Raw genomic sequence first — 21,007 nt, forward strand, 5'->3', positions numbered from 1 at the left:
GAGAACTGAGATGCCTACCTTCGCCACGCCAAGTCCCATCACTGCGACCGTGGAGGTCGCCGGAGCCAAGGTACGGGTCACCGCGACCGACCGGAGCGACACCGTTGTACTGGTCGAACCCCTCGACACCGCGAACCGGAAAGACGTCAAGGTGGCCGGGAACACCAAGGTCGACCTGGCCGGCGGTCAGCTCTCGGTGAAGACGACCACTCCCGGGGACATGAACGGCTCGGTCGCCATCCTGATCGGCCTGCCCGCCGGCTCCAGCCTGGTCGCGCACCTCGCGTACTCCGAGGTGACCACCGAGGGCGCACTCGGCGCGACCGAACTGCAGATGGCGTCGGGCCGCTCCCGGCTGGATCGGGTCGACGCGCTGAAGGCGAACATCGCGTCCGGTGAGGTCGCGATCGGGCAGATCGCCGGGCGCGCCGACATCGACGGTACGGCGTTCGCGCTGCGGATCGATGAGGTCAAGGGAACCGTCGGGTTCTCGAGCTCGGGCGGGCAGGCCTGGATCGGCCATGCCGCGGCCGACCTCGACCTCAGCAGCGCCAGCTGTGACTTCGACATCGACCGCGCCGACGGCAACGTCACCGCCGAGACCGCCAGCGGAGCCATCCGGATCGGCCGGATGACCAACGGACAGGCGAAGCTGATGAATGCCTCAGGCAACATCGAGGTCGGCATCAGCGAGGGCGTCGCCGCCTCCTTCGACGTAGACAGCGAGCGCGGCGCCGTCCACAACTTCGTTTCCACGAAGGGAGAACCGGGTCCGTCCGACCCCAAGGTCTCGGTCTTCGCTCGCACCCGGCACGGCGACGTCACTCTGCACCGTGCGGCGGGCTGACCAAGTGCCCTGCGTCCGAAGTTCTTTGGCGCTTGCGGCGCCCAGGCACGCACCTCGCGGCAGCGGAGAAACGGCCACGATGGAAAAACATCGAGGCCGCTCCTCCGCCACCGCGATGCACGCACCTGGACACCGCAATCACTCAAATAACTTCGGACGCAGGGCACTAGGAAGCGAGCGTGACCTCGACCAACTCCGACCAGCTCGTCTGCGCACCCTCCTGGGTCACCTCGGCGAACCGTACTTCGCCGAGGTGACTGCGCGCGTCCCCCTCGATCCGGACCGCATCCGGGTGTGAGCGATCCGGCAGTCCGCGGATGCCGGTACTTGCCGCGAGCAACCGTGCCGCTTGTTCGTACTGGTCGAGGCGGGCCGCCAGATCGGCAAGCCCGACGAGCATCTTGGCGATCACGGCCGGGGCTCCCGCCTCGGACGCCGCCTGCCAGGCAGCGACGCGATGCGTACGGGACTCCCGGAAATCGTCGGCCAGATAGCCCAGCAGATCGTGGATCGCGGCGCGAATGGTCGCGTGCTCCGCGGTATCGCCCAGGAGCGTGGTCGCGAGGCCGATCTGACGGCGGGCTTCGCCCGCGTCACCGCCCAAGCGAGCGAGGCCTGCTTTGGCGAGCGCCAAGTCGACTAGCGCGTACGTCCAGGTGACTCCTTCGGCGCTCCGCTCGGCGTCGGCGATGGCGGCAGCGCTGGCGTCGCGATCGCCGTCGAGCCAGTACAGCAAGGCCTGCTGCGTCCGTACCTCGATGACGTCCTCGACCGCGCCGACCTCGGTGAGGGCCGCGATCGACTGTTCGTAGTACTCGCAGGCGCCGGCGAACTCACCCCGCATGGCAAGCGCGCTCGCCAGCTCGGACAGGACCAACGACATCCCGAACCGTTCGCCGAGCGTCCGGAACTCCGCGAGCGCCACCTCCAGTTGGGCCTCCACCTCCGGGCCGCCCTGACCGAGCAAGGTGCGCATCTTGCAGCCCTGCCACCGAGCCATGGCCCGCACCCAGGGGTCGCCGTAGTCCAGCAACGACTCGAATGCAGTCGCCGCTTCCTCGGGTGCCTGCAACAGGCGTTCCAGCGGGGCCGCGAAGGCCAGTACCGGGTGGTCCTTCTTGCTGAGCAGACTGGACTGGTACGCCTTGTGGATCCACTCCGCGCCCAGGTGTTCGTCGCCCCGTCCGGAGGTCACATAGAGCACCACCAGCCCGTACGTCATCGCGCGTACGTCATCGGCCACCTCGCCCGGGAGGTTGGCCGCCGCGATCAGCAACTCAAGGCCTTCAGTACGGCGCCCGCCCAGCCACCAGTACCAACCGGCGGCGGACGCGAGCCGCATCGCCGCTTGCCCGTCTCCGGCCGCGATCGCTCCCCGCAGCGCGGCGCTGAGGTTGTCGTGGTCGGCCTCGAGCGTGGCGAGCCATTCCAGTTGTTCGGCACGGCGCAGATAGGGCTCCGCGGTCTCGGCGAGCTGGGTGAAGTAGCCGACATGCGTCTGACGGGCATGCTCGGATTCGCCCGCTTCTGCGAGTCGTTCCGCGGAGTACTCCTTGATCGTGGTGAGCATCCGATAGCGCGGGGCGCCGTCACTGTCAGCGACCAGCAGGGACTTCTCGGCCAGCGAGGTGAGCAACTCCAGTACCTGATCCTGCTCGACGCCATCGCCCGAGCAGACCCACTCGGCCGCCTCCAGACTCGCCCCGCCCGAGAACACCGACAGCCGGCGAAGCACCATCCGCTCGGCGTCGGTGAGCAACTCCCAGCTCCAGTCGACCACCGCGCGCAGCGTCTTGTGCCGCGGCAACGCAGTACGGCTCCCGCTGGTCAGCAGGCGGAACCGGTCGTCGAGCCGGTTGGCGAGCTGATCGATCGACATGGTGCGCAACCGGGCCGCGGCCAGCTCGATCGCCAGCGGCATCCCGTCCAGCGCGCGGCAGATGCGCGCCATGGTCGGCAGGGACTGGTCGTCGAGATCCCTCCGTACTGCGCCCGCCCGGTCCCGCAGCAACCGGACGGCTGGCGAGGCCGCGATTTCGGCGAGGCCTGCGTCGGTCGGGACGGCCAGTGGCTCGACCTGCCACAGGGCCTCGCCGGTGATGCCGAGTGGTTCCCGGCTGGTCGCCAGGATTCGCAGCCGGCGGCATTCCCCGAGGACCCGATCGGCGAAGCGTGCGGCCGCCTCGATGACGTGCTCACAGTTGTCCAGGATCAGCAGAGCTTCCCGATCGCGGATCGCTGCGATGAGCCCATCCACCGGTTCCGCGCTGGGCGCCGTACCGTGCAGGGATTCCCGGAGTCCGAGCCCGGTGAGTGCCGCCTGGACCACGTCACTGTCGACGCCGCTGGCAGCGAGTTCCACCAACCAGACGCCATCCGGCAGGTCGCCGATCCGCGTGCGGGCGGCTTCTTTGGCGAGCCTGGTCTTGCCCGAGCCGCCCGGCCCGATCAAGGTGGTCAGCCGATGCTCCGCGACGAGCTCGCGGACCGCGGCGACATCAGCGTCCCGGCCGACGAAACTCGTGAGCTCGGCACGGACGTTGGTCTTCCGGTTCTCCTCCCGCTGGCCGAGCTCGCCTCGCAGCAGCGCGACGTGCAGGGCCGACAACTCCGGCGAGGGATCGACGCCCAGCGCCTCGGCGAGAGCTTCCCGAGTGCGCTCGTACACCAGCAACGCCTCGGAGTCGCGACCGGACGCCGCGAGGGCACGCATCAGTGCGGCGACAAGCCGTTCTCGCAGTGGATGCGCGGCCACCACATCAGTCAGTTCCGGTACCAGCTCGGCGCCGGTCTCCGCGTCGAACCGATCCTCCATCGCCGTCAGGCGTAGCCGCTCGAGCCGGGTCAGCACCGCGTCGAACGCCTCGCTGTCCTCCAGACCGACGTCCTGCAAGGCCGCACCACGCCACAAGTCGAGGGCCTCGCGCAGCAGCCGTACCCGCCGTGGACCCTGCTCAGTACGGGCCTGATCGACGAGGCGCTCGAACCGCAGGGCATCGACAGCGTCGGGCTCCACCGTCAACCGGTAGCCGCCCGTCTGTCCCTCGATCACACCTCCGGGCAGCGCCTTGCGCAGCCGCGAGGCCAAGCGTTGCAGGGCGTTCGCCGCGTCGGAGGGCGGGTGCTCACCCCAGATCCAGTCGACGAGCGTCGCCTTCGGGACCACCTGACCCGGTTCGAGCGCGAGGGCGATCAACAGCCCGCGTAACCGCGCGCCCGGTACGTCGGCGAGAACGCCGTCGTCCGAGCGCACCTCGAAGGGTCCAAGCATCGCGATCTGCACCTGGCAGATCTTGCCATGCGCGGTTGGCGGGCCGGTTCAGCTGACGGCCTTCTTGACCAGGGCGGCGAGCTGCTTCTCGACGGCAGGGGTCAGCTTGGTCAGGGCGTAGGCGACCGGCCACATCGTGCCGTCGTCGAGGTTCGCGGGGTCGTTGAAGCCGAACGTGCAGTACCGCGAGCCGAACTTCTCCGCGGCCTGGAAGAAGCAGACGTTCTTGCCGTCCTTGGCGTACGCGGGCATCCCGTACCAGAGCTTCGGCGAGAGCTCGGGCGCAGTGGCCTTGACGATGGCGTGCACCCGCTCGGCCAGTTCCCGTTCCCCGTCCGGCATCTCGGCGATCTTCTCCAGGACGGAGGCCTCAGCCTTGGCGCCGTTCTCGGCCGCCTTGAGCTCCTTCGCCCGCTCCTTCATCGCGGCGCGTTCGTCGGTGGTGAATCCGTCGTACGACTTGCTCTTGGTGGTCATGATGAGTCCCGTCTGCTGGAGCCGTTGTGGTGATCCTCATGCTACGAAGCCGCCCGCGGTCCCGGCTTCTTGAAAACTGATCGATTCCGGATTCGCAACCAATGGTTGCGTCATCCTCGACGGCAAGCTACCGTCATGTGCAACAAAAGGTTGCATATAGAGGAGCAAGAAGATGGTAGACATCCTGCACAGAGTCGGAGTCAAGGCGTCGGTCGACGAGGTCTACACGGCCTTGACCACGATCGACGGACTGGCCGGCTGGTGGACCACCAACACGGTCGGCGAAGGCAGCGAGGTCGGCGGCGTCGTCCAGTTCACCTTCGGCCCCGGTGGTTTCGACATGAAGGTCCTCGAACTCGTACCAGGCAAGCGGGTGCTGTGGGAGGTCGTCGAGGGACCGGAGGAGTGGGTCGGCACGCAAGTCGAGTGGGAGCTGGGCCAGGTCGACGAGTGGGCCATCATCTTGTTCAAGCACGAAGGCTGGAAGGAGCCGGTCGAGTTCATGAACCACTGCAGCACCAAGTGGGCGATCTTCTTGATGAGCCTCAAATCCATGATCGAAACCGGCAAGGGCTCCCCGGACCCCGACGACGTCTCGATCAGCAACTGGCACTGACTCCCCTCTCGCGCCGCGGCTAACTATGCTGGCGGAGCGGGGGAGGTGGCGATGTCATTGCTGGCGGGGAAGGTCCTGGTGCCCGGGCGGCGCCGTGGGGTGGTGGGCCGCGGGCGGTTGGGCGAGCGGCTGGCGCTCGGCGTGGAGTCGTTGGTGACCCTGGTTTCCGCGCCGGCCGGGTTCGGGAAGACGACCTTGCTGACCGAGTGGCTGGCCGCCGGCGGGCAGGTGGCGGCGTGGCTGTCGCTTGACGAGCGGGACAACGACCCCGGAATGTTCTGGGCTTATCTCGTCAAAGCGCTGAAGTCCGCGGCGCCCGCGGTCGGGGAGAGCGCGCTCTCGCTGTTGCAGTCACCCAAGCCGCCGATCGAGGCCGTGCTCTCGGCTCTCCTGAACGACCTCAGCGCAGTCGAGTACGACGTCGTGCTGGTGCTCGACGACTATCACGTCATCGAGGCGGATGAGATCCACGGCGGGATGACGTTTCTGGTCGACCATCTGCCGCCGCGGATTCATCTGGTCATCTCCACCAGGATCGATCCGGCTCTGCCGTTGGCGAGGTTGCGGGCGCGGGGTGAGCTGGTCGAGATCCGGTCCGCGGAGCTGCGGTTCACGGCTGACGAGGTCGCGGCCTATCTCAACGGCGTGATGGGATTGAGGCTCACGGTTGAGGACGTCGCAGTACTGGACGAGCGAACGGAAGGGTGGATCGCCGCCCTGCAACTGGCGGCGCTCTCGATGCAAGGGCGCGACGATGCCAGCGGGTTCATCGCCGGCTTCGCGGGGGATGACCGCCACCTCGTCGACTACCTGGCCGAGGAGGTGTTGCTGCGCCAACCCGAAGCTGTGCAGGACTTCCTGCTGCGGACCTCCATCCTGGATCGGTTGTGCGGTCCACTCTGCGATGCGGTCACCGGGCAGGAGGGCGGGAAGGACAGACTCGCCGCGCTGGAGCGAGCGAACCTGTTTCTCTTCCCGCTCGACGACCAGCGGCGGTGGTACCGATATCACCAGCTCTTCGCCGAGGACCTCCAGGCGCGTCTGCTCGACGAGCAGCCTGAGGCAGCGGCCGGGCTGCACCAACGCGCCAGCGCGTGGTACGAACACAACGGCGAACCGGCCGAGGCGATCCGCCACGCCTTTGCCGCCAAGGATTTCGGGCGAGCGGCCGACCTGATCGAGCTGGCGATCCCGGCCCTGCGCAGGACCAGGAACGAGGCCGTCGTCCGCGGCTGGCTGAAGCTGCTCCCCGACGAGGTGGTCCGCGTCCGGCCCGTGCTCTGTGTCATGTACGCCGGAACGTTGCTGATCACCGGTGAGCTGGACGACGTCGAGCGCTGGCTCCGGGACGCCGAGCGGTGGCTGCACCCGACTCCGGCGGACGACGAGGTGAGGGTCGTCGTCGACCACGAGGAATTCGCCCGTCTCCTGGAGTCGATCGAGACCTATCGAGCCGCGCAGGCGCTGGGCCGGGGCGACCTTCCAGGCACCGTCGGGCACGGCCGGCGGGCGCTCGCTCTCGCGCCTGAGGAGAGCTACCTCTGGCGTTCGGCAGCCGCCGGATTGCTGGGGCTCGCCTTCTGGGCGACCGGCGATCTCGACGCTGCCCACCAGGCGTGGTCGGACTGCACCGCGGGACTGCAACGCGCCGGCTACACGGCGGATGCCCTCGGCTGCGCGATCGCGCTGGCGGACATCCGGCTGGCGCAAGGCCGTCCCAGCGATGCGATGCGCACCTATGAACAGGCGCTGCTGCTCAAACCCGAGCAAGGTCAGCAGCTACCACGGGGAACGGCCGACATGTACGTCGGACTGAGCGACCTGCATCGCGAGCGCAATGACCTGCGGACGGCCACGCAGTACCTGGCCAAGAGTCAGGAGCTGGGCGAGCACGCCGGCCTGGCGCAGTACTCGTATCGTCGGCGCGTCGCGATGGCCAGGATCCGGCAGGCGGAAGGAGATCTCGCGGCAGCGGTCGACCTGCTCAACGAGGCCGAGCGCGTGTATGTCAGCGACTACTTCCCGAACGTACGGCCGATACCCGCCCTGCGCGCAAGGGTGTGGATCGCGTCGGGGGAGCTCAACGCGGCGCTCGGCTGGGTGCGTGAGCAAGGTCTGACCATCGACGATGAACTCAGCTATCTGCGCGAGTTCGAACACCTCACCCTGGCCCGCCTGCTCCTGACTCAAGCCTCCCCGGTGGAGGCTTTCCTGCAACGTCTCCTGCAAGCCGCGGAAGAGGGCAAACGGACCGGAAGCGTCATCGAGATCCTGGTGCTGCAGGCGCTCGCTCACCGGTCGCTAGGCCACAACGCCGCGGCGTTCGCCTCGCTGCAACGCGCGCTGACGCTGGCCGAGCCGGACCGCCACGTCCGGATCTTCATCGACGAAGGCCCGCCGATGACCACCATGCTGCGAACGCTCGCGAAACAAGGAAGCGTTCCCGCCCAGACGCTCCTGAGGACCGACCCCGGTACGCCGGTCAAACAGGGCCTGATCGAGCCACTCAGCGCGCGCGAGTTCGACGTACTGCGCCTGCTCGGGACCGATCTCGACGGCCCGGGGATCGCCCGCGAGCTGATCGTGTCCCTGAACACCGTGCGGACTCACACCAAGCACATCTATGCCAAGCTCGGCGTGAACAACCGCCGCGCCGCGGTACGCCGGGCTACCGAACTCGATCTGTTCTCCCGCTGAGTCACCACCAGAATCACCACTTGTGGTGATGCCTGCTCATCGCATCGCCTTCTAGCTTGCGGACATGACGACCATCACCCGCAGTACAGCACTGCCACCGACCATCCCCACGGACCCGACGAACAAGACGGCGCTCATCGCGGGCGTCCTTTACCTGATCACGTTCGCGGCCTCGATCCCGGCGCTTCCGCTCTACGACCGCCTCGTCAACGACCCGAACTACATCCTCGGCTCCGGATCCAGTTCGGGCGTACTGCTGGGCGGCCTGCTCGAAGTGATCACTGCCATCACCGTTATCGGTACGGCGGTCGTCCTGTTTCCGGTGCTCAAACAGCAGAGCGAACGTCTCGCGCTGGGTTTCGTCACCGCTCGCGTCCTCGAGGCGGGCTACATCGTCCTCGGCGTCGTGGCCGTTCTCTCGGTGGTGACCTTGCGTGAGAACGCGGCGGCCGGGACAGACCCGGCCACACTCGTCACTGTGGGTCAGTCACTCGTCGCGATCCACGACTGGACGTTCCTGCTCGGCCCCGGTCTCATCCCTGGCGTGAACGCGTTGCTGCTCGGCACCTTGCTCTACCGCTCCCGGCTCGTACCGCGCCTCATTCCCCTGATGGGCCTGATCGGAGCCCCGCTGTTCCTAGTCTCCGGGTGCGCCGTGGTGTTCGGCGCCTACGACCAGCTCTCCGTCTGGTCGGGGATCGCAACCGTCCCGATCGTCCTGTGGGAGCTTTCACTCGGCCTCTGGCTCACCTTCAAGGGCTTCAAGCGGGCGTGACGTAGTCTCCGAGGGGAACTGGTTTCTGGGTAGTGAGGTGAGTGGTGTGCGGTTTATTCGGGGACAGGCGCCTGAGCAGGATCTGACGTTCAACGACGTATTTCTGGTGCCGAACAGGTCTGCTGTTCAGTCGCGACTGGATGTGGAGCTGGCCACCCACGACGGGAGTGGCGCCTCGATCCCGATCGTTGCCGCCAACATGACCGCGGTTTCCGGGCGGCGGATGGCCGAGACGATCGCCCGGTGCGGTGGGCTGGCGGTGATTCCGCAGGACATTCCGGTCGAGGTGGTGACCGACGTGGTCTCGTGGATCAAGGAGCGGCACACGATCTATGACACCCCGCTGGTGATGCCGCCGAGCGGGACCGTGGGGGAGGCGCTCAACCTGCTGCCGAAGCGCGGCCACGGCGCGGTGATCGTCGTCGAGAACGGTCGCGCGGTCGGCGTGGTGACCGACGCCGACTGCGAGGGCGTCGATCGCTACACCCAGCTCCAAGGGATCATGTCGCGCGAACCGCTGACCTTGCCGGCGGGAATCGCGGCGGAGGCAGCCTTCAACCAGCTCAACGACGGCCACCACCGACTGGCGCCGGTGATCGACGAGGACGGCCGCATCGTCGGCATCCTCACCCGGCAACGCGCACTCCGCGCGACCTTGTACGAACCGGCTGTCGACGCTGCCGGCAAGCTGCGGGTCGCTGCCGCGATCGGTATCAACGGCGACGCCGAGCAGAAGGCGAAATCACTGCTCGACGCCGGCATCGACCTCTTGGTGATCGACACCGCGCACGGTCATCAAGAGCGAATGCTCGACGTACTGCGAACCGTCCGCGCCCTGCAGCCCACCGTGCCGATCGTGGCGGGCAACGTCGTCACCGCCGACGGCGTCCAGGATCTGGTCGAAGCCGGTGCCGACATCGTCAAGGTCGGCGTGGGCCCTGGCGCGATGTGTACGACCCGGATGCAGACGGCGGTCGGCCGGCCGCAGTTCTCCGCCGTGCTGGAGTGTGCGACCAGGGCCCGCGAGCTCGGCAAACACGTGTGGGCGGACGGCGGCGTACGGCATCCGCGGGACGTGGCGCTCGCGCTCGCCGCCGGAGCGTCCAGCGTGATGATCGGCTCGTGGTTCGCCGGTACCTACGAGTCGCCGGGTGACCCGCATCGCGACAGTGACGGCCGGATCTACAAGGAGAGCTTCGGGATGGCGTCTGCCCGCGCGGTGCGACTCCGTACAGCGGACGACACCCCCTTCCAGCGCGCTCGCAAGAGCTTCTTCGGCGAAGGGATCTCGACCGCGCGCATGTACCTCGACCCCGAGCGCCCCAGCGTCGAGGACGTGCTCGACTCGATCGTCTCCGGCATCCGCAGTTCCTGCACGTACGTCGGCGCCACCAACCTGGAGGAGTACCACGACCGCGCGGTCGTCGGCATCCAGAGCGCCGCCGGCTACACGGAAGGCAAACCCCTCAACACGAGCTGGTAGTCAGCGGAAGCCAACTCCAGCTGGCGATCGGCAGCCGGCAATCAGCGGAAGCCAACGCCGGTTGGCGTCCCGACCGACAGGACATAGTGCCCAAATCGTGCCTGTCCGCCACCTCCCTGAGCGTGGCGGGCCGGCCGAACACCGACTATGTCCTGTCGGTCGGGACAGTTCTCCGCGCCGGTGGACAACGTCAGCAGATGGTTTGGGCGAGGCGGAAGCCCAGGTCGTCGATGTGGAACGTGGGATGGCTCTTGCGACGGCTGGACGCCCGGCAGGCGTTGGGCGGGTCGTAGGCGCCACCGCCGCGGAACACGCGATACGGCCCGTACTCCGGTGAGTGGAGTTCCCAGGTCCACTCCCACACGTTGCCGAGCAGATCGTGGAAGCCCCACCGGTTCGGGACCTTGCCGCCGACCTCGTGCACCCGGCCGTCGGAGTTGTCGCGATACCAGGCGATCTCGTCCAGCTCGCCGTACCGCGCCTCGCGGCTGCCCGCGCGGCACGCGTACTCCCACTCGGCCTCCGACGGCAACCGATACCCGTTCACCGTCCAGTCACAGGTGACCCGCTCCCCGTCCCGATCCCCATCGACCAGCCCGTACGCGGGTACGAGCCCCTCCGTCACCGACAACTCGTTGCAGTACCGGACCGCGTCCAGCCAGGAGACATCAGTCGCCGGCAGCTCACCGGACGCGCCCTCGGAGTGCTGAGCCTGCGTGACCGCACAGCCCGCCAGCCGAAACGGCGGCACCTCCACGACCCACGACGTCCCCGACCCCTCGTCACGCAAGCCGACCTTGCCACCCGGAAGCTCGATCATCAGACCCAGGACGCTACCAGCGCCCCAAACCCCAGAGACTTCCCTCGGATCCCCCACAGGCCAAGGCGGATCTCCTACAGTCCGCCAGGGTTGGTCGCAGGGTTAGGCGCAGAGCCGGTTAGCAGCCGAGCGGCAGGCGGTCAGGACCCGCACCACGCCACCGCGTGAAGGAAATTTGCCGCTCCGCGACAATTTTCTTTCACGCGAAGCGCATGACCGCGCCCGAGGGCGCGATCCGCTGTCAGTGTGCTTGACCTCAACCAAAGTTGAGTTTCTAGGGCACCCTGGAACACGCCGCCGACGCTCACGCTGCCATGGAAGCCCGCACGGTAGTCGGCAAGACAGTCCTGCTCACCTGACGAAGTGGGAGTGGCGGCCGGGGGTGTGGCCGTAGGTGCGGGTGAAGGCGGCGATGAAGGCTGATGGGCTGGAATAGCCGACACGATGGGCTACCTCCGAGACCGGATGGGTGTCGAGGAGGACCTGGGCCGCGCGGAGGCGGAGGTGCGTTCGCCAGGCGGTGAAGGACCTACCGAACTCGCGGTGGAAGTCTCGTTGCAGTGTCTTCGGGCTGATGTGGAACCGCGCCGCCCACTCGTCCAGCTGGGTCGGATTGCCCGGGTCCTGGGCGAGTTCGCGTGCCACTCGCAAGGCGAAGCCTGGCCCATCCGTGTGAAGACCGGTGAAGTCGCGCACCGACGCACCGAGGCCGGCCATGATCCGCGCACGGGCCGCCAGGGCGTCAGCCTCGGCGTACCCGGGTGTGGCGATCTCCGCGACCAGTTGGCCGGCCTCCGGCGAAATGGCGACAGCGCCGAACCGAAGACCGGTCAGCGCCGCCGGTACTTCGCGCAGGCAGACCCGGAAGACGAGTTGACGGTCAGGGGCGTGCACCGCGTGGGTGACGGCGCGCTGCACCCAGACCGCCTCCGACGAACCGGCGAAGGAGGTCGCGCTCCCGTGCCGGGCCGACAGTGGGCCGTCGGGCGACCAGTAGAGCTGGTGGAGGAAGTCCTGCCGGCTCTCACCGAATTCGAGTCGCCCGGCGGAGACGCAGCGCAGCACGAGGATCCCGCCCGGCGTGCCCAGTCCGTAGCCGAACTCGCGGCACGACTCGGGGTCGGTGCCGAACACGGTCACCAAACTCAAAGGTGTCCTCCCGGCGACAGTGGCTGACCTGTGCGCGCTAGTGAGCGCATCGGAGTAAGGCTAGCCTAACTTCGATCCAGCCCTCTGTCAGAAAGAACCCCGCCATGTCTTTGCGCCTGCTGGGTGCACTCGCCGTCGCGTTCAGCCTGGTCGCGTGCGGCTCGTCCGATCCCGAACCGGCCCAGGCCGTCGAGACCCGGGTCTTCAAGGCCGACAACGGCGACATCACCGTCCCCAAGGATCCGCGGCGCGTCGTCGCCACCGGGTACGCCGTACCGGTGCTGATCGAGGCGGACGCGGCGCTGGTCGGCATCTCCAGTTGGCAGCGGGGCATCCCGATGATGTCGGCCGCGGACAAGGCGACGTACGAGAAGCTGGCCAAGATCGCGGGGGAGACGGCTGACTCGACCGACTACGAGAAGATCGCGCTGGCCAGACCCGACCTGATCGTGATCGGAGTGCCGAAGCCGGTGCTCGGCGACATCGATCTCGAGCGGCTGGAGGCGATCGCGCCCGTCGTCGCGATCGGGCCGACGCTGCCGTCGGCGTGGCGTGAGCTGTCCCGCCGGCAGAGTGACGCGGCGGGGCGCAGTACGAACTTCGATGCCGCCAAGACCGCCTACGAGCAGAAAGTCGCCAAGCTGAAGGCGAAATACGCGCCCGTACTGCGGGACGTCCGCTTCGGCCACGTCGGCGGTTACGGCGAGGTTGCCAAGGGCAACTTCCAGCACGAGTTCGAGGGATCGTGGGGGACCAACGTCGGCACCGACATCGGGATGAGTTACCCCGGCGAGGTGAAGAAGAAGGGCGGCGGCAGCCTCGACGTCGCCGAGCAGACCTCGATCGAGCTGCTGCCGGAGAGCTACGCGGACGCGACCGCGATCACCTACACGCTCGAACCGGACGGCTCGGTCGGGGAGGCCGTCAGGTACGTACTGGCCTCGCCGCTGTGGAAGAGCCTGCCGGCGGTCAAGGCGGGCAAGGTCTTCCCGGTGCGCTTCACGCAGGCGGCGACGTACGAGTCCGCGCTGCTCACGCTCGATTCCCTCGACCAGACGCTCGCGCCGTGGGCGGCCGGATGAACCGCGAGAACCCGGCCGAGCGGACCGCGCTGCATCACACCCAGGGAACCGGCATCGAGCGGATCGCGTACCCGATCGGAATCCGGACGACGACTGTCGCGGCGCTGGAGTACGTCACGCCGTACATGCTGCGGGTGACGCTCGAAGGTCCGGGGCTGGACGGCTTCCACACCTACCAGTTCGACGACCACGTCCGGGTGATCTTCCCTGACCCCGATGGCACGCTGCGCCTCCCGGTCCCCAATGAACACCTGATGCTCAACTGGCCGCATCCGCCGCCACGCAGCCGCAAATACACCGTACGCCGGTACGCCGGCCGCGAACTGGACCTCGATTTCGTCATCCACCCCGGCGGCCTCGCCTCCACCTGGGCCGTGCAACTGCAACCGGGCGACGAGGTCGCGATCGCCGGCCCGCCGGGTGCCAAGTCGTTCCCGCAGACCTATGCCCACTACCTCTTCGCCGTCGACACCACGGCCCTCCCCGCAGCGGCCCGCTGGCTAGAGGAATCCTCGGATGACGTCTCCGCCGACCTGGTCATCGAACACGACCACCCCGAGGAACCGGCCTACCCACTGGCCAAACGAGCCGACGTGACCATCACCTGGGTCCCCCGCGGCCAACTCGCCCCGGCCGTCCAGCAACTCCGAGCCGACCCCAGCACCTTCCTCTTCGCCGCCGGCGAAGCAGACTCGATCAAGCCCCTCCGCCCCTGGTCCAAACCCCGCCTTCCACACCTCTTCACCGGCTACTGGAAACAAGGCCAGACCGACCACGACGAGTAGGCGGTGTCCCTAACGACAGGTAGTGCACTGCGAGACGCTGTACACATCAACGCAGCTAGCGCTCGGGTGCACTGTTCGCCGTGCGCTATGTCCTGTCGCTCGGGACAGACCAGTGGCCGCAACCTTCAGGAATGCGCTTGCCCAGCTCAGCTGGAGGTCAGGCTGATGAGCACCTTTCCGGTGGCGCCGGACTCGACCGACTGGTGGGCCTGGACGGTTTGGTCGAGGGTGAAGTGGTGGAGCGGGAGACCGGCGGCCTCGCCTACGGGGACGGCGCCCGCCGCGATTGCGGCATTGATGTCCTCGGCGGCGGCCGCGATGAACTCCCAGCCCACGGAGTAGAGCAGCACGAACTGGTATCGCGAGTTCAGTCCCATGTTGGCGCGGATGTCGATCGCGAACGGCTGGTCGCCGTCGTTGGCGTAGATCGCGATGGTGCCGCGCGGACGCAGTACTGCGAGGTCAAGCTCGTTGTTGGCGCCCGCGGCCACCTCGACGATCAGGTCGACGCCTTCGGGCGCGAACTTGCGGATCTGAGTCGCGGCGTCCTCATCGCGGTAGTTGACGACGTGATGTGCGCCCGCGACCGACGCGTACTCCGTCTTGGTGGGGCTGGTCGTCGCGATCACGGTCGCACTGGCCCAGCGAGCCAGCTGGATCGCTGCGTGCCCCACGGCTCCGGCCCCGCCGGCGACCAGGATCACCTTGCCGTCGAGCGCGCCCGGCGAGAGTCGCGCCGGCCCGCCCTCGGCAACGGTCAGCGCGCGATGTGCCGTGATCGCCGGGATGCCGATGCTCGCGCCGAGGTCGAAGGAGGCGTCGTCCGCCAACGGAAACGCCCGCTCGGCGGGGATGACGGTGTACTCCTGCGCCGTCCCGCTCAAGGGTCGCCCGAAAGCGGCCAATGTCACCCACACCCGATCGCCGACGGCCAGGCCATCGACGTCAGGTCCGACGGCATCGACAACGCCGGCGCCGTCCTGGTTCGGGACTGACTCGACCACGTCGCCGCCGTACAGGCCGGTGCGGGCTTTCCAGTCGGTCGGATTCACGCCGGAGACCACTACCCGGATCCGTACTTCGCCGGGTCCTGGTTCGGGAATGTCACGATCGACGAGTTGGAGAACGGAGTCGGCTGCGCCGAGCTGGTCGAACACGATGGCCTTCATGCTCGCTATAGCTGCTGGCCTCGCCGCCTTATTCCAGCTGTGCGGAGATTTCAGATCCGCGGATCCCTGGGGTCGGGGTGGTCGTCGACGACCGTGGTGTGGGAAGAGCGAGTGCGCTGGCCGTTGAGGAGGAGCACCAGGACAAGGCCGAGGGCGCCTGCTCCCATCAAGATGTAGCCGACCATGGTCAGGTCGACGCCGCTGATCCGGTCCGAGACGGCGAACGCGAGCACGCCGCCGAGGGCGAGCAGAAAGATCCCTGCGCCGATACCCATCAGACACCTCCAGTTCTCGTGCGCCGTACTGTCCGGGCGGCCAGCAGCGCCTCCTTCGCGTACCCGCGGATCGGGCGGGCAAACTGGGCGAGGGTGGCGACGAGTGGCCGGCCTGTTCGCCGTACTGCTGTTCGTCGTCCATCTTGGCGGGGCGTCCGGCTCGGAGTTCGTGGCCGGCTACATCACGGAGTACAGCCTCAGCATCGACAACCTGTTCGTCTTCGTCATCATCATGGCGAGGTTCGCCGTGCCGGGGATGGCGCAGGACAAGGTGCTCTACATCGGCATCGTCGTCTCGATGCTGCTCCGGGCCATCTTCATCCTGGCCGGCGCGGCCGCGATCGCCGCGGCGAGCTGGGTGTTCTACCTCTTCGGCGCGTTCCTGGTCTACACGGCGGTCAAGCTGGCGCTCGAGGGTGACAACGACGAGACCGACTTCCAGGAGAACGCCGTCCTCCGCGGTCTGCGCAAGATCCTGCCGCTGCAGCACGACTACGACGACGGCAAGCTGGTCACCAGGAACGCCGGCGGCCGGCGGATGCTGACCCCGCTGGTGATCGTGATCGCCGCGATCGGCATGGCCAACGTGATCTTCGCGCTCGACTCGATCCCGGCCATCTTCGGCCTGACCCAGGACGCGTACGTCGTACTGACCGCGAACGCCTTCGCCCTGATGGGACTGCGCCAGCTCTACTTCCTGATCGGCGGCCTGCTCGAACGCGTCATCTACCTGAACGTCGGCCTGTCGGCGATCCTCGCCTTCATCGGCGTGAAACTGATCATCGAGGCCCTGCACGGTTCGCACATCGACGACATCGGCGCGATCCACCTGCCGCACATCGGCATCCTCACGTCGCTCGGCTTCATCGCCGGAACGCTGCTCGTGACGACGGTCGCAAGCCTGATCAAGACCGGCTACGACCGCCGTCGCGTCGAAACGGAATAAACCGTCTCAGCAGCCGGTACAACGTTCCGCGGGGCCGGCCGCAGTCGCAGATAGAGCAGCGGGATCGGCGAAAGGATCAACCCGGACGCGACCAGCGCAGTACGGATCGATGTTGAGCCGGCCAGGGCGCCGAGCGGGGGACCGCCGGCCACCTGGCCGATCGCGTTCGCCTGGGACACCATCGAGATCACCGTGGCCCGCGACTTGGAGTCGAGGTTGCGGTTGAGCCAGGCCGACTCGACCGGATACGCGATGGTGCCGGCGATGCTGCCGACCCACATCGCAGCCAACGCGAGCCACAGGTACCCGGCGAGCGCGAACCCGACGACGCCGCCCAGCTGGAACAGGCTGAGCAAGGCCAGCAACCCATTCGGGTGCAGTGAGTTGACGCGTTCCGGCGAGACCTTGTTGACCACTAGCGAGCCGCAGAGTGCGAGGAGCGTGCCGACCAGCGAGAACACAGCGAACCAGACCGCCGGATCGGTCGTTCCGAGCAGATCGGGGAAGCTGAAGTCCGACAGGATCTTCACCGACCACAGCCGGTCGAAGACTTCGCTGGACAGCCCCGAGACCAAGCTGATCAGCACCAGCGTGCGGACCACCGGACGGCGCCGGGCGACCGCCAAGCCGTGTTTGAAGGTTTCGCCCATCTGCCGGAAGGTCTCCCGTTCGGCCTTCGGGGTCGGGTGGAAGTTCTGTTCCCGCATGAAGACGAACAGAGCCAGCGCCGTCAGCATCATGCCCACACCCGACAGTCGCAGCGGCAGGCTCAGGCTGACCAGGCCGATGGCCCCCGCGGAGACGATGCCGGCGATCCGGAAACCGAGGCTGATCTGCTGACTGCGGACGAAGATCCGGCCGATCTTGTCCTCGCCGACTTCATCGGTGATCCAGGCCTGATCGGCTCCCGAGGTGAACGTGAAGCCGAGACCCCAGAGCACCTGCGCCGCGAGGACGGCGAGGAATGTCGGCACCAGTCCCTGGAGCAGGAGGCCCGCGCCGATCAGGACAAAACCGATGATGACGGACAGCCGCCGGCTGTAGAGGTCGGCGACGATGCCGGTCGGGATCTCGAACAGGAAGCAGGCGACCTCGAGCGTCGTACCGACGAGCACGAGCTGGAGCGGGCTGAGACCGACTTCCTTGATCTGGTAAACGAGGCTGAGGGTGAACGCCAGTGAGGACAGGTAGGCCCAGGCGCCGTTGAAGGCGCAATAGGTGCGAGCCGGATCGGCGGCCCGGTAGGCAGGCAAAAGCATCGTGGATTCGCTCCTGAAAGCAGCACGTGTGCGGGCATGGCAAAGCGCGACCGTTCAGAGGCGACGGTCAAAGCGCCGACGTGACGCACTACGGCCGGTCCGGCGGTGGTGCGCTTTCAGGAAGAAGCTTGCATGTGCGCGATGGTAGGGCAGCGATTCCACCCGCCGCCCCCCAATTACCCGATTGCGCACCCCCACCGGGGGTACCATCAAAGAAGCCTGGCCCGGCCGTTCCCCCGTGATGGTCGGGTCAGGTCCTTTCTGCCCGAAGCGCGGCCGACCGAAATCGCTGCGGGTGAGTGCCTCGTCGTACGGCGGTATCACGTGCTGCGGACCAGGAAGATCTCACCTACGACCTCGCCGACTGGGCGGAGGTCGAGATGGCGGCCGCCAAGGATATTGTTGCTGAGAGCAACTTGCTTGGGCTGCCGCGGTACGTCGTACACGGTGACTTCGCGGAGTGGAACCTGCACTACGAGGCCGGCCTGCTGACCGGGCACTTCGACGTACCGATGGATCGAACGCCAGCTCGGCCTCACCGGCACTACGCTCTGAGGCATGCCTCTGCTCGTCGATCCGGCGTTGCCACCAGGAACACTCAGCAATCTCGAACAGCCACACCTGAGGGTCGACGAGGAGTTGCGGCTACGCCCGTGGCGCGCTAGCGACGCACCGATGGTGCAGGCCGCGTTCGAGTGCCCGAGTATCCAGCGCTGGCATGTCCGGCGTCTGGACTCACTCGACGAATCCGTCGAATGGATCGCGCAGTGGGAGCCGCGCTGGACCGCCGAGGAAGCGGTGAGCTGGGCAGTGGTCGCCAGCGATGATGAGCCGCTGGGGCAGGTGGGGTTGCGCAGTATCTCCCTGGTCGAGGGAGACGCCGGGCTTTCGTACTGGGTGGCGCCGGCCGCACGCGGTCGAGGGGTGGCTGCCCGGGCGGTTGAGGCCGTGCGCGAGTGGGCCTTCGACGAACTCGGCTTCAACCGGCTGGGCATCCAGCACTCGATCGCGAACGAGGCGTCCTGCAGGATCGCCGGCAAGACCGGTTTCGTCCTGGAAGGAACGCTGCGCCAGGCGATCAGGCACGCCGACGGCTGGCACGACTGGCACCTCCACGGCCGGGTACGCAGCGACGGCGCAAGATTCACGTCTTGACATAAGTCTCGGCGCACAGTTGACTGGTATATAGTTCACGAAGGTAATAAACTCCCGCATCGGTCCGGGGTCGCAGCGCAGAGCGACTCCGCCCGGCGCTGACGGCCGCCCAGGTCTCGTGGTGAATCCACGGGGCCTCGCTGTGTTGTTGTCGTAAGCAACTTTCCGGTCAGAGTCGGAAATCCCTTGTAGTAAAGGGTTAAAGCTCCCTCTTCCACTCCCCGGAGTTCTGTGCCATCCTCCCGGTTGAAGCCAAATCCTATCGGATATCGGTTTGGTATCAGCAGGAAGGGACGCAGGAGTGAGCGGAACGATCGAGGTGAAACCGGCGCCACCGGCGCCGGTGCTGAAGCAGGTGGTGACGACCGCCAGGATCAGGCGGCCGAGCCGCTGGACGGAGGCCCGGCGCAGCTTCCGCCGGCATTGGCAGCTCTACCTGCTGATCATCGTCCCGCTCGCGTACTTCGTGATCTTCAAGTACATCCCGATCTCCAACGCGGTGATCGCGTTCAAGGACTACAGCCCGATCAAGGGCCCCTGGGGCAGCGACTGGGTCGGCTTCCGGAACTTCGAGCTGTTCTTCCAGAACCCGGTCTTCTGGACCCTGGTGAAGAACACCTTCATCCTGGCCGCCTACACGGTGCTGGCCAGCTTCCCGATCCCGATCATCTTGGCGATCGCGCTGAACGAGATCAGGACCGGCTTCTTCAAGAAGACCGTCCAGCTGGTCACCTACGCGCCGTACTTCATCTCCACCGTCGTCGTGGTCTCGATGACGATCCTGGTGCTGTCGCCGCGGATCGGGTTCGTCGACGACGCGATCGGCCTGTTCGGGATCCCGGCGATCGACTTCCTCGGCGATCCCAACTACTTCCGCCACATCTACGTCTGGTCCGACGTCTGGCAGACCACCGGGTACTCCGCGGTGATCTACCTGGCCGCGCTGGCCGGGATCGACCCGGCGCTGCACGAGTCGGCCAAGATCGACGGCGCGAGCCGGATCATGCGGATCCTGCACGTCGACCTGCCCGGCATCATGCCGACCGCGGTGATCATCTTGGTGCTCGGCGTCGGCAACATCATGTCGATCGGGTTCGAGAAGGCCTTCCTGTTCCAGAACCCGCTGAACCTGGCCCAGTCGGAGATCATCGCCACCTACGTCTACAAGACCGGCCTGCTGAACGCGGACTTCAGCATGGCGACGGCAGTCGGCCTGTTCAACTCCGTGCTCAATCTCTTCCTTCTCCTCGGCGTGAACTTCGCCGCCAAGCGGATCACCGGGAGCGGACTGTGGTCATGACCAAGGAAAGCGCGTCCACGATCGCCGAGACCCGGACCGACCGGATCTTCCTGGCCGGCGTGAAGGTGATGCTGACCATCGCCCTGATCGCGGTCCTGGTGCCGCTGGTCTATGTGGTCGCCAACTCGTTCAGCAGCGCGGGAGCGGTCAGCTCCGGCCAGGTCTTCCTCTGGCCGGTCGAGCCGAGCCTGCGCGCGTACCAGGAGGCGCTCAGCGATCCGCAGATCCTCAAGGGCTACTACAACTCGCTGGTCTACGCCGTCGGCGGCACCTTGATCAGCGTCACGCTGACGGTCGCGATCGCCTATCCGCTGTCGCGCAAGACCTTCTTCGGCCGCAACCTGATCATGAGCCTGCTGCTGTTCACGATGCTGTTCTCCGGCGGTCTGATCCCGACGTACCTGGTGGTCCAGGACCTGGGCATGCTGAACACCCGGTGGGCGATGGTGATCCCGAGTGCGATCGGGGTCTGGCAGGTCATCATCGCGCGCACCTTCTTCCGCCACACCATCCCCGACGACCTGTACGAGGCCGCCGTCCTCGACGGCGCCAGCGACCTGCGCTTCCTCTGGTCGATCGTGCTGCCGCTGTCCAAGCCGGTGATCGCGGTGATCGCCCTGATGTACGCGATCTTCCAGTGGAACACCTACTTCGACGCACTGGTCTATCTCAAGGACCCGGGCCTTTATCCGCTGCAGATCGTGCTGCGGAACATCCTGATCCTGAACTCCACCACCGGCGCCGCCGCGGACGTCGCGGCGACGCTCGAACGCCAGCAACTCGCCAACGTGCTCAAGTACGCGCTGATCGTCATCTCGAGCCTGCCCGTACTGATCATCTACCCGTTCATCGCCCGCCACTTCACCAAGGGCGTGATGGTCGGTGCCGTCAAGGGTTAGTA

The 21,007-nt window shown here is 67.0% G+C and carries 19 protein-coding genes; 11 read left to right on the top strand and 8 right to left on the bottom strand.

The genetic code is table 11. The features are described from left to right. The first annotated feature begins 10 nt into the window (after positions 1-10). A complete protein-coding gene (locus A3ES_RS0118995) occupies positions 11-847 on the top strand; it encodes a DUF4097 family beta strand repeat-containing protein (RefSeq protein WP_020388424.1) in 837 nt (278 codons plus the stop codon). 166 nt (positions 848-1,013) lie between these two features. Here the strand turns inward: A3ES_RS0118995 and A3ES_RS0119000 are convergent, their stop codons facing one another. Continuing rightward, complete coding sequence (locus A3ES_RS0119000) at positions 1,014-4,130, bottom strand: ATP-binding protein (protein ID WP_020388425.1); 3,117 nt, start codon at positions 4,128-4,130, stop codon at positions 1,014-1,016. Between the two features lie 36 nt (positions 4,131-4,166). Then, entirely contained in the window at positions 4,167-4,595 is a 429-nt protein-coding gene (locus tag A3ES_RS0119005; RefSeq protein WP_020388426.1) for an iron chaperone, read from the bottom strand. A gap of 172 nt (positions 4,596-4,767) precedes the next feature. On the opposite strand from A3ES_RS0119005, the gene A3ES_RS0119010 reads away from it, so the two are divergent. From A3ES_RS0119010 to A3ES_RS0119025, 4 genes are all read left to right on the top strand, one after another. Then, a complete protein-coding gene (locus A3ES_RS0119010) occupies positions 4,768-5,211 on the top strand; it encodes an SRPBCC family protein (RefSeq protein WP_020388427.1) in 444 nt (147 codons plus the stop codon). A gap of 51 nt (positions 5,212-5,262) precedes the next feature. Then, positions 5,263-7,908: a winged helix-turn-helix domain-containing protein gene (locus A3ES_RS0119015; RefSeq protein ID WP_020388428.1), complete on the top strand. Its 2,646-nt coding sequence runs from the start codon at positions 5,263-5,265 to the stop codon at positions 7,906-7,908. Positions 7,909-7,972: 64 nt separating this feature from the next. Further along, positions 7,973-8,683 carry a DUF4386 domain-containing protein gene (locus tag A3ES_RS0119020; protein ID WP_020388429.1) on the top strand — a complete coding sequence of 237 codons (711 nt, stop codon included), beginning with the start codon at positions 7,973-7,975 and terminating at the stop codon, positions 8,681-8,683. Between the two features lie 46 nt (positions 8,684-8,729). Further along, on the top strand, positions 8,730-10,166 hold the full coding sequence (locus tag A3ES_RS0119025; protein WP_026163002.1) for a GuaB1 family IMP dehydrogenase-related protein: 1,437 nt from the start codon (positions 8,730-8,732) through the stop codon (positions 10,164-10,166). A gap of 190 nt (positions 10,167-10,356) precedes the next feature. Here the strand turns inward: A3ES_RS0119025 and A3ES_RS0119030 are convergent, their stop codons facing one another. Both A3ES_RS0119030 and A3ES_RS0119035 read right to left on the bottom strand, forming a co-directional pair. Next, a complete protein-coding gene (locus A3ES_RS0119030; protein ID WP_020388431.1) occupies positions 10,357-10,986 on the bottom strand; it encodes a formylglycine-generating enzyme family protein in 630 nt (209 codons plus the stop codon). Positions 10,987-11,337: 351 nt separating this feature from the next. After that, positions 11,338-12,126, bottom strand: a complete 789-nt coding sequence (locus tag A3ES_RS0119035) for a helix-turn-helix transcriptional regulator (RefSeq protein ID WP_020388432.1) — start codon at positions 12,124-12,126, stop codon at positions 11,338-11,340. A gap of 113 nt (positions 12,127-12,239) precedes the next feature. On the opposite strand from A3ES_RS0119035, the gene A3ES_RS0119040 reads away from it, so the two are divergent. Both A3ES_RS0119040 and A3ES_RS0119045 read left to right on the top strand, forming a co-directional pair. Then, the gene (locus A3ES_RS0119040) at positions 12,240-13,217 is read left to right on the top strand and encodes a TroA family protein (RefSeq protein ID WP_020388433.1); all 978 of its coding nucleotides are present in this window, start codon (positions 12,240-12,242) and stop codon (positions 13,215-13,217) included. Then, a complete protein-coding gene (locus A3ES_RS0119045) occupies positions 13,214-14,002 on the top strand; it encodes a siderophore-interacting protein (protein WP_040455016.1) in 789 nt (262 codons plus the stop codon). Before A3ES_RS0119040 ends, A3ES_RS0119045 begins: the two co-directional genes overlap by 4 nt. A 146-nt stretch (positions 14,003-14,148) precedes the next feature. Here A3ES_RS0119045 and A3ES_RS0119050 read toward each other — a convergent pair whose 3' ends face one another. Next, complete coding sequence (locus tag A3ES_RS0119050) at positions 14,149-15,171, bottom strand: NADPH:quinone reductase (RefSeq protein ID WP_020388435.1); 1,023 nt, start codon at positions 15,169-15,171, stop codon at positions 14,149-14,151. A gap of 50 nt (positions 15,172-15,221) precedes the next feature. After that, complete coding sequence (locus tag A3ES_RS0119055) at positions 15,222-15,446, bottom strand: DUF6458 family protein (protein WP_020388436.1); 225 nt, start codon at positions 15,444-15,446, stop codon at positions 15,222-15,224. A 103-nt stretch (positions 15,447-15,549) separates the two neighbouring features. Between A3ES_RS0119055 and A3ES_RS47610 the strand changes: the two genes are divergently transcribed. Further along, entirely contained in the window at positions 15,550-16,392 is an 843-nt protein-coding gene (locus A3ES_RS47610; RefSeq protein ID WP_020388437.1) for a TerC/Alx family metal homeostasis membrane protein, read from the top strand. Here A3ES_RS47610 and A3ES_RS0119065 read toward each other — a convergent pair. Further along, complete coding sequence (locus A3ES_RS0119065) at positions 16,362-17,651, bottom strand: MFS transporter (protein ID WP_020388438.1); 1,290 nt, start codon at positions 17,649-17,651, stop codon at positions 16,362-16,364. The two genes, A3ES_RS47610 and A3ES_RS0119065, sit on opposite strands and share 31 nt — an antisense overlap. A 320-nt stretch (positions 17,652-17,971) precedes the next feature. Beyond that, on the bottom strand, positions 17,972-18,211 hold the full coding sequence (locus A3ES_RS0119070) for a hypothetical protein (RefSeq protein WP_020388439.1): 240 nt from the start codon (positions 18,209-18,211) through the stop codon (positions 17,972-17,974). Here A3ES_RS0119070 and A3ES_RS0119075 point away from each other — a divergent pair. From A3ES_RS0119075 to A3ES_RS0119085, 3 genes are all read left to right on the top strand, one after another. Beyond that, on the top strand, positions 18,210-18,806 hold the full coding sequence (locus A3ES_RS0119075) for a GNAT family N-acetyltransferase (protein ID WP_020388440.1): 597 nt from the start codon (positions 18,210-18,212) through the stop codon (positions 18,804-18,806). The genes A3ES_RS0119070 and A3ES_RS0119075 overlap by 2 nt on opposite strands. 301 nt (positions 18,807-19,107) lie before the next feature. After that, positions 19,108-20,106: an ABC transporter permease gene (locus A3ES_RS0119080; RefSeq protein WP_020388441.1), complete on the top strand. Its 999-nt coding sequence runs from the start codon at positions 19,108-19,110 to the stop codon at positions 20,104-20,106. Further along, positions 20,103-21,005: a carbohydrate ABC transporter permease gene (locus A3ES_RS0119085; protein WP_040455020.1), complete on the top strand. Its 903-nt coding sequence runs from the start codon at positions 20,103-20,105 to the stop codon at positions 21,003-21,005. Before A3ES_RS0119080 ends, A3ES_RS0119085 begins: the two co-directional genes overlap by 4 nt. The last annotated feature ends 2 nt before the right edge of the window (positions 21,006-21,007 follow it).

Source organism: Kribbella catacumbae DSM 19601 (assembly GCF_000372465.1).
GTDB lineage: Bacteria > Actinomycetota > Actinomycetes > Propionibacteriales > Kribbellaceae > Kribbella > Kribbella catacumbae.

Excerpts from the sequence above, each read along its gene's own strand:
- A3ES_RS0119050 (WP_020388435.1), bottom strand. The coding sequence starts at position 15,171 with ATGAAGGCCATCGTGTTCGACCAGCTCGGCGCAGCCGACTCCGTTCTC.
- A3ES_RS0119020 (WP_020388429.1), top strand. The coding sequence starts at position 7,973 with ATGACGACCATCACCCGCAGTACAGCACTGCCACCGACCATCCCCACG.
- A3ES_RS0119070 (WP_020388439.1), bottom strand. The coding sequence starts at position 18,211 with ATGCCTCAGAGCGTAGTGCCGGTGAGGCCGAGCTGGCGTTCGATCCAT.
- A3ES_RS0119085 (WP_040455020.1), top strand. The coding sequence starts at position 20,103 with ATGACCAAGGAAAGCGCGTCCACGATCGCCGAGACCCGGACCGACCGG.
- A3ES_RS0119075 (WP_020388440.1), top strand. The coding sequence starts at position 18,210 with ATGCCTCTGCTCGTCGATCCGGCGTTGCCACCAGGAACACTCAGCAAT.
- A3ES_RS0119030 (WP_020388431.1), bottom strand. The coding sequence starts at position 10,986 with ATGATCGAGCTTCCGGGTGGCAAGGTCGGCTTGCGTGACGAGGGGTCG.
- A3ES_RS0119065 (WP_020388438.1), bottom strand. The coding sequence starts at position 17,651 with ATGCTTTTGCCTGCCTACCGGGCCGCCGATCCGGCTCGCACCTATTGC.
- A3ES_RS0119055 (WP_020388436.1), bottom strand. The coding sequence starts at position 15,446 with ATGGGTATCGGCGCAGGGATCTTTCTGCTCGCCCTCGGCGGCGTGCTC.
- A3ES_RS0119015 (WP_020388428.1), top strand. The coding sequence starts at position 5,263 with ATGTCATTGCTGGCGGGGAAGGTCCTGGTGCCCGGGCGGCGCCGTGGG.
- A3ES_RS0119045 (WP_040455016.1), top strand. The coding sequence starts at position 13,214 with ATGAACCGCGAGAACCCGGCCGAGCGGACCGCGCTGCATCACACCCAG.
- A3ES_RS0119010 (WP_020388427.1), top strand. The coding sequence starts at position 4,768 with ATGGTAGACATCCTGCACAGAGTCGGAGTCAAGGCGTCGGTCGACGAG.
- A3ES_RS0119040 (WP_020388433.1), top strand. The coding sequence starts at position 12,240 with ATGTCTTTGCGCCTGCTGGGTGCACTCGCCGTCGCGTTCAGCCTGGTC.
- A3ES_RS0119005 (WP_020388426.1), bottom strand. The coding sequence starts at position 4,595 with ATGACCACCAAGAGCAAGTCGTACGACGGATTCACCACCGACGAACGC.
- A3ES_RS0118995 (WP_020388424.1), top strand. The coding sequence starts at position 11 with ATGCCTACCTTCGCCACGCCAAGTCCCATCACTGCGACCGTGGAGGTC.